Source organism: Chryseobacterium pyrolae, assembly GCF_025153485.1.
Taxonomy (GTDB): domain Bacteria; phylum Bacteroidota; class Bacteroidia; order Flavobacteriales; family Weeksellaceae; genus Chryseobacterium; species Chryseobacterium antibioticum.
Genome location: NZ_JANZQH010000007.1, coordinates 254091 through 266446, shown reverse-complemented (window position 1 = coordinate 266446; position 12356 = coordinate 254091). Strand labels below are relative to the sequence as shown.

Sequence of the window (12356 nt, the reverse complement as noted above, 5' to 3'; positions counted from 1 at the left end):
ATTTTTAACAAACTTTACGGTCTTTTATAAGACCTCTTTAACCCTTTATCTGACAATAATTTCTACTTTTGGTCGTTGATTAAGTGTTTGGCTCTTTAATTGGATGATTTAACTTATCATTTTTTATAGCGTCAAACTATAGAAACCAAAAAAAGATAGATGGTAAATTACAGAAAATATATTTCAAGCGTAGCGGTATTGGCTTCTGGGTTTTTCCTTGCTCAATCTACCGTTTCTACAGTTCTTTACTCTCAGGCTTACGATAATCAAAGAAATACTTTGAACTTGCCTTCTCCCATTACTTCGGTAGCGGAGAAAACAATGTTGTCGGCCAAAGAGCTTGTAGACATTAATGTGAACACAATGATGGCGGATCCTGTGCTGAAAAATGCAACCTGGGGATTCGTAGTGTATGATCCGAAAACGAAGAAGGTGATCTCTTCGTACAACGAAAATACTCCTTTAGTTCCAGCTTCTACTACCAAATTATTAACAACGGAAACTGCTTTAAGCCTTTTAGGGGAGAATTACCGTTGGATGACACAGCTGGAATATTCAGGGACTATTGATGAAAATGGAGTTTTAAATGGAAATCTGTATCTCATAGGCAGTGGTGACCCTTCTTTAGGAACCAATAAAGCAGGTGCATGGTCTTACAGAGACATTATTTCAGACTTCATGAGCGGACTTTCCCGCGAAGGTATCAGAAAGGTAAATGGTGATATTATCATTCAGACAGCGCTTTTCAAAGGCAATATTGCAATGCTTCCGGAAAATGTTGTATGGCTTGAAAACAATAATTATTATCTGCCCGTAGGAACTACCCGCGAGATCAGCCCAGCCAACGAAAAGCTGATCGTGAAAAAATCAGGACTTACTTCTGATAAAAAGTATTTCTATGTTTCTCCTTACGCAAAACAAATGGTTTATGCCGAAAAGTATGAAGGCGATGGTGTTTTAACAACAAAACTTCCCGATGCTCCGGCTTATCTTGCCAATACGTTCAGAACAACACTGGTAAAAAGCGGAATTGGAGTAACAGGAAAAGTAACCCCTAGAATGACGGATGCAACTCCTGAGAGCCGAAAACTGGTTTCAGCGTATAAATCTCCTACATTGGGTGATATCATATTCTACACCAACCAGCACAGTGATAATTCTTTGGCAGAAGCTTTACTGAAAACGGTAGGTTTCCAGAAAATGGGAGATCAGACTTCAGAATCAGGAAGAGTAGTGGTAACGGACCACCTGAAGAATGAAAGTTTCGATATGATAGGACTGAATTATATGGATGGCAGCGGACTTTCAAGAAGCAATAATGTAACCCCAATTTCCCAGGTAAAGTTTTTGACCTCATTAATGGATGAGAAATATTACAAAACATATTTCACTTCACTGCCAGTAGGAGGACAATCCGGAACCCTGAAAAGAATGTTCATCGGAACCGGGAACGGACAGGTTTTTGCTAAAACAGGAACTTTGAATAAAGTAAAAACTCTGGCAGGATATCTGAAAACCAACTCAGGAAAAACATTGGTGTTTTCTTTAATGGTCAACAATTATTCAGGATCTGTAGATATGGTAAAGAAAAGAATGGAAAAAATTCTTGAGCCGGCTCTGGATCTTTAAAAAATATTAATTTCAATCTTCAAAAACCTTTTAATCAATGATTAGAAGGTTTTTTTTATCTTTGGCTATATCTAATATCCTGAGTATGAGAAAATTTTACCTTTTAGTTCTGGGACTTTTCCTTTCCCAGCAGTTCCGCAGCCAGACACAGGAGCAAAATATTGAAATGAAGGGTCTCATCGCAAAAGAAATGAAAGCTTTTACGAAGAAAATGATTACCTACAATATTAATCCCAATACTTTAAATTATGATCTCCAGTATCAGAGAATGAATCTAAATCTGGATCCTGCGGTGTATCAGGTTTCAGGTTCAGTGACTTCTCATTTTAAGCCTAATCAGAATATGAGCAGCATCTATTTTGATCTGTCTGATGTTCTTGTTGTTTCCCAGGTGCAGTACCATGGAACGAATCTGACATTTCAGCAGCTTCCAACAAAAGAAGTTAAAATAGATTTTCCAGCTTCAATTCCCGCCAATACTCTGGATTCATTAACGATCCATTACTCAGGTGCTCCTGTAACAGGGAATGGTTTTACAACCACTACCCAAAGCGGAACTCCTATTCTCTGTACTTTAAATGAGCCTTATTGGGCACAGGACTGGTTTCCGACGAAGCAGAGCATGAATGATAAAATTGAAAGGTTTGATTTTAAAATCATCACTCCTTCCCAGTATAATGTGGCTGCCAATGGAAAAATGATGTCTGAAACAACTCTTCCCGGCAGTCAGAAACTTACTTTCTGGAGAACGGCTTATCCTACAACAGCCTATCTGATCGCCCTTTCCATTACCAACTTTGTTAAACTGAATGATACCATAGGCAATCCGCCATTTCCCTTTGTAAACTATGTATATCCTTCCACCAATGCCAATGCAACAAGTATGAGCAATATTGAGTGGACCAAACAGATTATGAGTACTTTCGAGACCTATTTCGGACCGTATCCTTTCCGTAATGAAAAGTATGGCCATATGGAATTTAAATTTGGAGGAGGTATGGAACATCAGACCATGTCGTCCATGGGAAGCTGGAGCAAAGGTCTTATTGCCCATGAGCTGGCCCATCAATGGTTCGGAGATAAAGTGACCTGCGGGGCATGGAACGATATCTGGCTGAATGAAGGTTTTGCAACTTTCGGGGCTATTCTGGCCAATGAAAAATTACTCATGACCAGCGCTGAATTCAAGAATTTTATGCTGGGAGAGATCAACAATATCACTTCTGCTCCGGATGGTTCTACCTATGTTCCGGATGCTGAACTTTCCAATGTAAGCAGGATATTCAGCAACAGACTGACCTATGCAAAAGGGGCTTATATTTTAAGGATGATCAAGTGGATTCTTGGTGATGCCGTTTTCTATCAGGTGTTGAAGGACTACCATGGCAGACCTAATTTAGCCTATAGTTATGTGAGAACTGCAGATTTTAATGCATCATTGCTTCAGTCTACCGGAAAAGATTTTACAGGATTCTTCAATGACTGGCTTTATGGTGAAGGTTATCCTACGTATGCTACAAGATGGAGACAGACCGGAAACCAGATTCTGTTTAAAGTTTCACAGACCCAGAGCAGTCCTTCTGTAAGCTTTTTTGAAATGCCATTACCCATCAAAGTAAACGGAACAGGAGGGCAAACTGCTTATTTTGTTTTAAATCATACCTCTAATAATCAAGGTTTCTTAGAAACGGTTTCTTTCCCGGTTGCCAGTGTTGAATTCAATTATGAATATCAAATCCTGGAGAAAAATTCTACCGTTGTTCAGGATAACACCTTAAGCGTGTCGTCTGTAGAAAAAGACAGTTTTGCATTATACCCAAATCCGGCAAAGAATGAACTGTACCTGAAGGGAATTGAAAAGTCTGCGGATTATTCAATTCATGCTATGGACGGTAAACTGGTGAAAAAAGAAGCATATCAGCCTGGGAAAACAATCGGAATTTCAGAACTGGTTCCGGGGACTTATATTTTTACTATTCAGGAACAGCAGATAAAATTCATTAAATATTAAAAAAATGATAGTAATATCTGTTTATATTTAATAATATATCGTTTTTAATGAGGTTGATTGTTAAATAAAATAAATATGTGTTTGTGTTTATTATTTATAAAATCATGTATTACTGAAAATATAATGAAATAAATGTTGTTATAATTATAAATTCGCATTGTTTTTTTATATGAATATCTATTTTTGCATAAAATTAACCTTTTGATCACTGATTGAAAGGTTTTATCTATATTTATGCGCATAATTTTATTGGATATGAAAACACTTTATCTTTTGATTCTGAGCCTCTTGCTTCCGCAGGTATTCTACAGCCAGAATGAACTTGATCACAATATTGAAAAGAAAGGATTGGTAGCAAAGGAGATGAAATCCTTCTCCGACAAAATGGCTACTTACAATGTGAGCGCCAATACTTTAAATTATGATCTGCAGTATCAGAGAATGGATATTGTCCTGGATCCTGCGGTCTATAATATTTCTGGTTCTGTCACTTCTCATTTTAAGCCCACTCAGAATATGAGCAGCATCTATTTTGATCTTACAGATGCTCTTACAGTCTCTCAGGTAAATTATCACGGAACAAACTTAAGTTTTCAGCAGCTTCCAACAGATGAGTTGAAAATCGATTTTCCGGCTTCTATTCCTGCCAATACACTGGATTCCCTGACCATCAATTATTCAGGAGCTCCCTCTACAGGTTATGGTGCTTTTTTTAATGGTACTCAAGGTGGAACGGCGGTTCTTTCTACACTAAGCGAGCCTTATGGTGCACAGGACTGGTTTCCTACCAAGCAGAGCCTTAACGATAAAATTGAAAGATTTGATTTTAAAATTACCACTCCTTCACAGTACAATGTAGCAGCAAATGGTAAACTAATGTCTGAAACGATACTTCCCGGTTCAAAGAAGCTTACTTTCTGGAGAACGGCTTATCCTACAGCAGCCTATCTGATTGCACTTTCTATTACCAATTTCACGAAACTAACCAGTACCATTGGCAATCCGCCCTTTCCATTTGTGAATTATGTATTCCCTTCCACCAATGCCAATGCAACAAGAATGGCTAATATTGAATGGACGAAACAAATCATGACCACATTTGAAACCTATTTCGGGCCCTATCCTTTCCGTAACGAAAAATATGGTCATATGGAGTTTCAGTGGGGTGGTGGCATGGAGCATCAGACTATGTCTTCTATGGGTAGCTGGAGCAGGGATATTATTGCTCACGAGCTTGCTCATCAGTGGTTTGGTGATAAAATAACCTGTGCTACGTGGAATGATATCTGGCTGAATGAAGGTTTTGCAACTTTCGGAGAGCATGTGGCCAATGAGAAACTTCTCATGACGAATACTGAATTTATGAACTTTCTGGTAGGTCAGAAAAACTTAATTACAAGCAGTACCGGAGGAAGTACCTATGTTTCAGATGCTGAACTGTCCAACTCCAACCGTATTTTCAGCAGCAGACTTTCCTATGCGAAAGGTGGATATATCGTAAGAATGATCAAGTGGATATTGGGAGATGATGTTTTCTACCAGGCGGTGAAAGACTATCATGCCAGGCCAAATTTAGCGTACGGTTATGCCAGTACAGCAGATTTTAAAGCTTCATTTCTTCAGTCTACCGGAAAAGATTTTACAGAGTTTTTTAATGACTGGCTATATGGGCAGGGGTATCCTACGTATTCCATTAAATGGAGACAGACCGGAAATCAAATTTTGTTCAAAGCAGGACAGACGCAGAGTAATGCTTCTGTAAGTTTCTTTGAAATGCCGTTACCGATCAAAGTAAACGGAACCGGAGGGCAAACTGCTTATTTTGTTTTAAATCATACTACTAATAATCAGGGATTCCTGGAAACAGTTCCTTTCCCTGTTGCGAGTGTTCAGTTTAATTATGAAAATCAGATTCTGGATAAAAACTCTACAGTCGTTCAGGATAATACATTAAGTGTGTCTTCTGCAGAGAAGGAAGACTTTGCATTGTATCCAAATCCGGCTAAGAACGAATTGTTTCTGAAGGGGTTAGAACAGTCAGCTGACTATTCCATTCACTCTATAGATGGAAAACTGATCAGAAAAGAAGTGTATCAACCTGGAAAATCAATCGGGATTTCAGAGCTTGTTCCCGGAACTTATATATTGACTGTTCAGGAAAAAAATATAAAATTTGTCAAACATTAAAAATAGTCAGGAAGTTTGAAGCTGGAAGAGGGAAGTTATTGAAGCCAAAATCAGAACTGGATAACGTTTTATTAATTTTTCAATAAACTAGTCCTGAGAAAAGTCTCAAACTATCCTTGGCAAGGTTTTAAACCTTGCCAAGGATACAGAGTAATTTCCATCTTCTCATCTTGACAAATTTAAATTAAATAACAAAAACGGACTCATGGTCCGTTTTTTCATTTTTAGAAATAGCAGTCACGAAAAATTAATACCACAAAATGGCAAAAGCAGGTGAGAGTTTATCTGATAATGATCTGGAAAGTTTCACCAGCCGAAAAGATGCTAAAAAAGCGGATAGTAAAAATAGTGAGCACGCTCAGCAGATGTTATTGCAGACAGTAATTCCATTGTTAAAAATTTAAAGGTTAAATATGATCATGAAGAAACTTTCAGATCAGAAAGCTTTTTTGTTTTCTGGTAGCCCGTGATGCTCTTTTTCTGGCAGTTTTTACTTTGTATCTAAACCATTTTTCTTTAAAGAGTCTACGCATTATATTGTCAAAATTCCTTGTGAATACCATATTTTTGAAGCCACGCCATTTTTCGAGAAGACTGGAGGGAAGTGCTCTTACAGAAACAGAATAACCTTCGGTTTCATATTGTATGTAATGCCACCAGCCGGAAGGAATGTAGAGGGTTTCACCCGGCTTTAAGACCGCTTCGTAACCATCCAGATAAAGCAGGGCGGGAAATTCTCTGTAGTCGGGATCTTTGATATTGGGTAAGCTGTGGAAATTGTAGGGCAGCTTATACATCAGATCCGACTGCTCCCAGGGAAAAAGCCAGATTCTTTTAATACCGTGAAATTGGGTGATGAAAACGTGCGACATATCGATGTCGATATGATTTCTCGTGATAGAACCTTCACCTCCGAAAAACATAAAAGGCAGCCATTTCAGTATTTTCCCATTCGTGACATCATTATAATGGAGATCATCCTTAAGTTCCGGTCTGATGTTGAGGAGATTAAATAAAAAAAGTCTGTGTTCGGTAGGCGTGGTACTGATCAGATCCAAATATTCTGAAAAAGTAGTCTGTCCGATGGGGCTACTTGCCACTCTGTCCAGAGATTCCAGTTCGCTTCCGTAGATATTCACTTTGTGATCACCAGCTATTTCCTTAAAGTACTCATAATTCCATTTTTTGAAAGCCGGACTTTCAGGATCCACAAAATCTTCCATAATTACAGGAAATCGGGGCTTCATATAATTGTTTATAAAATCTTTCGGGCTTATTTTATTTACTTTTTCTATAGGAGTCAGTATCATATTCCTGAATTTAAAGAACAAAGATAAATATTATCCTACTAAATTAGTAGACTAATAGTGTTAAAACTTAATTTGAACCCTATTTTTAGAATAAAACTTTTAAAAGCTGATATTTTAACACCTTTTTATTAAATTAGCGCATCTAAAAAATTACTAAAAAATGATCTCTGAAAAATATCTTCAACATTTACAGAACGAACTGCAAAACATTGAAAATGACGGTCTTTATAAAAGAGAAAGAATCATCACTTCCCAGCAAAGCGCAGAAATAGAAGCTAACGGAAAAAAGCTTTTAAATTTTTGTGCCAATAATTATCTGGGCTTGTCCAACAATCCGGAGGTTATGAAAGCTTCTCAGGACATGATAGAATCTCACGGTTACGGAATGTCATCTGTGCGTTTCATCTGCGGAACACAGGATATCCACAAGCAACTGGAGAAAAAGATTGCCGATTTCTTAGGTCTTGAAGACACCATTTTATATGCAGCTTGTTTTGATGCGAACGGAGGTGTTTTTGAACCCCTGTTTACGGAAGAAGATGCTATTATTTCAGACGAACTGAATCACGCTTCAATCATTGACGGAGTACGTCTTTGTAAATCGGTGAGATACCGTTATAAAAACAATAATATGGCGGATCTGGAAGCTCAGCTAATCGCTGCCTCTGAAAAAGATCACCGCTTTAAAATCATCGTTACAGACGGAGTTTTCTCTATGGACGGTATTGTAGCTGACCTGAAGGGTGTATGTGACCTTGCAGATAAATACAATGCCTTAGTAATGGTAGATGATTCTCATGCTACTGGTTTCATCGGAAAAACTGGCCGTGGAACGCATGAAGCCAATGAAGTAATGGGTAGAGTAGATATCATCACTTCTACATTAGGTAAGGCTTTAGGAGGTGCTTTGGGAGGATTTACTTCCGGTAAAAAGGAGATCATCGATATGCTGAGACAGCGTTCCCGTCCTTATTTATTCTCCAATTCATTAGCACCAGGTATCGTTGGAGCTGCATTAAAGGTTTTAGATATGATCTCTGATGATACTTCACTTCGTGATCAGGTCATGGAAAACGCTGAGTATTTCAGAACGGAGATGGTTGCTAAAGGATTTGACATTCCGGAGGGTGATGCTGCGATTGTTCCGGTGATGCTGTATGACGCTCCCCTTGCTCAGAAAATGGCTGAAAAGCTTATGGATGAAGGAATTTACGTGATCGGGTTCTTCTATCCTGTAGTACCGAAAGGAAAAGCAAGAATCAGAGTACAACTTTCTGCTGCCCACACAAGAGCCCACCTTGACAAAGCGATCGTTGCTTTTGAAAAAGTAGGAAAAGAGCTTGGCGTTATTTCTTAATTAAAATAGTATATTATTTAAAACAGGTTTATGAAAAAAATACTTCTGATTATCGGCTTTGTATGTTTTCAAAGTTTCTCTGCGCAGAGCATTATGGATTTCGATCTTAAAAATGTAGAACTGCAGGGAATGAAACCTGCGACAATAAATAAAGAAATGAAAGATATCGGGATTACAAAGATCCCTTTTGTGACGGATAATCCCGATATCATTTCAAAAATAGAAGGCCCTGAAACAGCGGCTACCATCAAAAACTTCTACACGTTCACGTATAATAATCCGAAAGGAAACGATGGTGGAGTGATGGTGTATGAGTTTAAAACAAAAACCGATCTGGATGTCTTTCTTGCTAAAAATTTTGAACAGTCCAACGGAAGAATTTTAGTGAAAGGTCTGTTTTGCATTAACATCTGGAGCGATTACGGTTTACAGGTGAAAGGAAAGGAGACCCGTGAAGACCATTTGAATAAGCTTGAAAAATATTACGTTAATCTGGGTGCCAAAAGAGTAAAACTACAGGAAATGCCGCCTGTTGACGCTACCGATCAATAATTTTTATATTTACTGATGCTTTATACAATAATCAAAGCACTGCATATCATTTTTATGGTAAGCTATTTTGCGGGAATTTTCTATCTCGTAAGAATTTTCGTTTACTATAAGGATACAGACGAATTTGCTGACGAAAAAAAGAAAATCCTCAGAGAACAGTACACGTTCATGGCCAGAAGGCTATGGAATATCATTACCGTTCCGGCAGGTGTTATTATGGCAGTTTGCGGAATTGTGATGATCTTTCTGAATACGGGGCTGATGAAAATGCCGTGGTTTCATTTAAAACTGACTTTCCTGATCGGTCTTGCGATCTATCATTACTGGTGCTGGAAAAAAGTGCTGAAACTGAAAGAACTGAACGGAGCAACGATCGAAACGCCAAATATCAAACTGAGACAGGCCAATGAGATTGCTACATTCCTTCTGTTTCTGGTAGTGTTCACCGTGATCCTGAAATCTTCAGTTATTGAATACTGGTGGCAATTAATCACCGGATTTTTCGTTCTTGTATTTCTGATCATGATGACGGTGAAACTCGTTAATAAAAATAAAAAAAACAAATAATTGTTGAAGCAGAATGTATGCATGAGTACATTTTACCTTTTACATTGTACAAAAAAACTATGATTGCAATTTTAAAGAAGGAACTTTGGAGTTACTTTGGAAACTGGAGCGCGTGGGTGATTATCGGCGCATTCAGTTTGATAACCGCTCTTTTCCTGTTTTTTTTCGAGAATGATTCTAATATTTTCGATATCGGAATGGCCTCTTTGCAGAGCTATTTCGTACTGGTTCCATGGTTGTTGATGTTTAATATTCCTGCACTTTCTATGAAAACCTTTGCGGAAGAGCAGCAGACAGGAACACTGAACTGGCTGTTTTCACAACCTTTAAAAGTTTCAGATCTGGTAGCAGGGAAATTTCTTTCCGTATGGATTGTAGGGGTTTTATGCCTTATTCCGTCACTAATTTATCTTTATACCGTATATGTTCTGGGCGTTCCGGCAGGAAATATTGACCTTGGAATGACCTTTGGGAGCTATATTGGGCTGATTGTTTTAATTGCTGCTTTCTCAGGCGTTGGGATACTGGCTTCTTCTCTTTCTCAGAACCAGATTATGGCTTATCTGTTAGGGGTCTTCATGTGTTTTATCATGTACTTCGGAATAGAGCAGCTGGCAAGCTATAAGCTGTTGGGCGGTGCCGATTTTATCCTTCAGAATGTAGGATTTTATCAGCATTTCCTGGGCTTTACCAGAGGTCTTATTGATCTTAAGGATGTGGCTTATTTTATTCTGATCATCGGTGCTACGTTATTATTGTCCAACCATTTTATCACTAAAAAGAAGTAGCATTATGAAGAAGTTCAACATTAAATCTCCATTAGGAATTTTCTTAATTGCAGTGGTACCTTTGGTTATTCTGCTTGCGTATTCCGGGATCAGATTAGACTTAACAAAAGAAAAAAGATATACACTTTCTGAGAGTACAGTCAAAGTACTTGAATCGGTGAAAAAACCGCTTACGGTAGATGTTTATCTTGAAGGTGACTTTCCGGCAAGCTTTAAGCAGCTTCAGAGCGAAACCAGATTTATGCTGGAAGAGTTCAGGAAGATCAATCCAAAGATCGATTTCAAATTCATCGATCCTATTAAAACAAAAATGTCTCAGGATACGCTGATGGCAATGGGGATGCAGCCTTCCGTTCTTCCGGATGTGAAAGACGGTAAGATCTCGCAGATCACTCTTTTTCCGTATGCTGTTATAAAATATAATAAAAGAGGCGTTTCTATTCCGTTGGTGGTACAGCAGGCAGGAATAGACGCAGACCAACAGCTGACAAGATCTATAGAAGGTCTGGAATACAGCCTGGTTTCCAATATCAAGAATATTGCAGCGGACAAAAGAAAAAAGGTGGGAATCCTTGTGAATCATGACGAGCTGAGCCCTGAAGAATTTCACGGTTTTGTACAGCTGGCCATGGAAAATTATGATGCAGGTCCCGTGATCCCAAGAAATCAAAAAGAACTTACGCTGGAGGATCTTCCTTTACTAAAACAGATGAGCGCTTTGGTCATTGCGAAGCCTAGAAAAGCATTTACAGATAATGAAAAGGTAATTCTTGACCAGTTTATTATGAATGGCGGGAAAACCCTTTGGATGATCGATGCGGTGAACGCTGAAATGGATACGCTGACAAGGTCCCAAAAGGTAATGCCTTTCCCCGTGGATATCAATATGACGGATTTCTTTTTCAATTACGGAATCAGGATCAATCCGGCGTTGGTGAAAGATGTAAAGAAATTTGCACTGTTGAAACTGGTGACCGGTGAAGTAGGAGGGAACCCTCAGTATACAAGCCTTCCGTGGCCGTATTTTCCACTTGGAATTGCTGAAAATGACAATCCGATCACGAAAAATATCAACCCTGTAAAATTTGAATTCCCAACCTCCATTGATACCTTGGGCGGGAGAAAAAATATTAAAACAAAGGTTCTTTTTGAATCCAGCGAGAGAACACTTCTTAAACAAGTTCCGAATTATGTGGATCTTAAAGAAATTGCAAGTGTAGATAGTCTTGGACAGAGGGAGAAACCAAGTACACCAAAAATATTTGCTGTTGCACTGGAAGGGAAATTTAACTCTGCCTATGCATCAAGGATTGAAAGAAAGGGATATCCTGGTTTCAAAAGCCAGAGTCCTGAAAATAAAATGATCGTTATTGCAGACGGAGATGTCGGAAGAAATAAAATGCACAAAGGTGAGCCTCTTCCAATGGGAATTGACCGCCTTACGAATCAGGAGTTCGGAAATGAGCAGTTTCTGAGAAATGCTTTGGATTACCTTCTGGACGATAGTAACCTGATGGCGCTCCGAAACAGAAACATCGAAGAAAGACTTCTGGACAGGAACCGTATCACAGAAGAAAAAGCAAACTGGCAATGGCTGAATTTACTGCTGCCTTTAGTGGTGATTGGCTTGCTGGGAGGATTGTTCTTCTGGATGAGAAAGAGAAAATTTGGATAGCATATATAAAAACCACTGTGAAAAGCAGTGGTTTTTTATTTGTGTAGTTACAAGCGGGACGCTCGAGCCAGCGTTGGGATTTTACATCAATAGGAACGGACTTTAGTCCGTTTTATAAATAAAACATTCAATCCGGCTTTAGCCAAAATTTTAATGATTGATGAACTTTCTTAATCTAAACTTAGGTAAATTAATTTTCCAATTAAAATTGAAATTTTAGCTGTTAAAGAAAAAGAGAAGCTAGAAAGCTTCTCTTTTATATCATATCACGTTCTCAATT

10 protein-coding genes are annotated in these 12356 nt (G+C 38.4%); 9 read left to right on the top strand and 1 reads right to left on the bottom strand.

Features of this window, described 5'->3' with window-relative positions:
- Positions 1-159 precede the first annotated feature (159 nt).
- The 4 genes from dacB to NZD88_RS15815 all read left to right on the top strand — a co-directional run bounded on the left by dacB (position 160) and on the right by NZD88_RS15815 (position 6231).
- Entirely contained in the window at positions 160-1629 is a 1470-nt protein-coding gene (dacB, locus tag NZD88_RS15830; RefSeq protein ID WP_259830407.1) for a D-alanyl-D-alanine carboxypeptidase/D-alanyl-D-alanine endopeptidase, read from the top strand.
- Between the two features lie 85 nt (positions 1630-1714).
- Positions 1715-3640 carry a M1 family metallopeptidase gene (locus tag NZD88_RS15825; RefSeq protein ID WP_259830405.1) on the top strand — a complete coding sequence of 642 codons (1926 nt, stop codon included), beginning with the start codon at positions 1715-1717 and terminating at the stop codon, positions 3638-3640.
- A gap of 255 nt (positions 3641-3895) precedes the next feature.
- Entirely contained in the window at positions 3896-5827 is a 1932-nt protein-coding gene (locus NZD88_RS15820; protein ID WP_259830404.1) for a M1 family metallopeptidase, read from the top strand.
- Positions 5828-6087: 260 nt separating this feature from the next.
- The gene (locus tag NZD88_RS15815; protein WP_259830403.1) at positions 6088-6231 is read left to right on the top strand and encodes a hypothetical protein; all 144 of its coding nucleotides are present in this window, start codon (positions 6088-6090) and stop codon (positions 6229-6231) included.
- Positions 6232-6258: 27 nt separating this feature from the next.
- On the opposite strand, the gene NZD88_RS15810 is transcribed toward NZD88_RS15815, so the two are convergent.
- Positions 6259-7137 (bottom strand): cupin-like domain-containing protein, encoded by an 879-nt coding sequence (locus NZD88_RS15810; protein WP_259830402.1) that lies wholly within the window; start codon positions 7135-7137, stop codon positions 6259-6261.
- A gap of 160 nt (positions 7138-7297) precedes the next feature.
- Between NZD88_RS15810 and kbl the strand changes: the two genes are divergently transcribed.
- From kbl to gldG, 5 genes are read left to right on the top strand one after another with little or no spacing between them, the layout of a single operon-like run.
- A complete protein-coding gene (kbl, locus tag NZD88_RS15805; protein ID WP_259830401.1) occupies positions 7298-8494 on the top strand; it encodes a glycine C-acetyltransferase in 1197 nt (398 codons plus the stop codon).
- A 30-nt stretch (positions 8495-8524) separates the two neighbouring features.
- Positions 8525-9046 (top strand): hypothetical protein, encoded by a 522-nt coding sequence (locus NZD88_RS15800; protein WP_259830399.1) that lies wholly within the window; start codon positions 8525-8527, stop codon positions 9044-9046.
- Between the two features lie 15 nt (positions 9047-9061).
- Positions 9062-9613, top strand: coding sequence for a CopD family protein (locus tag NZD88_RS15795; protein WP_169236760.1), 552 nt, complete (start codon positions 9062-9064; stop codon positions 9611-9613).
- 59 nt (positions 9614-9672) lie between these two features.
- On the top strand, positions 9673-10401 hold the full coding sequence (locus NZD88_RS15790; protein WP_259830398.1) for an ABC transporter permease: 729 nt from the start codon (positions 9673-9675) through the stop codon (positions 10399-10401).
- Positions 10402-10405: 4 nt separating this feature from the next.
- Positions 10406-12076, top strand: a complete 1671-nt coding sequence (gene gldG / locus NZD88_RS15785) for a gliding motility-associated ABC transporter substrate-binding protein GldG (protein WP_259830397.1) — start codon at positions 10406-10408, stop codon at positions 12074-12076.
- The last annotated feature ends 280 nt before the right edge of the window (positions 12077-12356 follow it).

Coding starts and splice junctions, on each gene's coding strand:
- kbl (WP_259830401.1), top strand. CDS start 7,298: ATGATCTCTGAAAAATATCTTCAACATTTACAGAACGAACTGCAAAAC.
- NZD88_RS15815 (WP_259830403.1), top strand. CDS start 6,088: ATGGCAAAAGCAGGTGAGAGTTTATCTGATAATGATCTGGAAAGTTTC.
- gldG (WP_259830397.1), top strand. CDS start 10,406: ATGAAGAAGTTCAACATTAAATCTCCATTAGGAATTTTCTTAATTGCA.
- NZD88_RS15820 (WP_259830404.1), top strand. CDS start 3,896: ATGAAAACACTTTATCTTTTGATTCTGAGCCTCTTGCTTCCGCAGGTA.
- NZD88_RS15790 (WP_259830398.1), top strand. CDS start 9,673: ATGATTGCAATTTTAAAGAAGGAACTTTGGAGTTACTTTGGAAACTGG.
- NZD88_RS15795 (WP_169236760.1), top strand. CDS start 9,062: ATGCTTTATACAATAATCAAAGCACTGCATATCATTTTTATGGTAAGC.
- NZD88_RS15810 (WP_259830402.1), bottom strand. CDS start 7,137: ATGATACTGACTCCTATAGAAAAAGTAAATAAAATAAGCCCGAAAGAT.
- dacB (WP_259830407.1), top strand. CDS start 160: ATGGTAAATTACAGAAAATATATTTCAAGCGTAGCGGTATTGGCTTCT.
- NZD88_RS15825 (WP_259830405.1), top strand. CDS start 1,715: ATGAGAAAATTTTACCTTTTAGTTCTGGGACTTTTCCTTTCCCAGCAG.
- NZD88_RS15800 (WP_259830399.1), top strand. CDS start 8,525: ATGAAAAAAATACTTCTGATTATCGGCTTTGTATGTTTTCAAAGTTTC.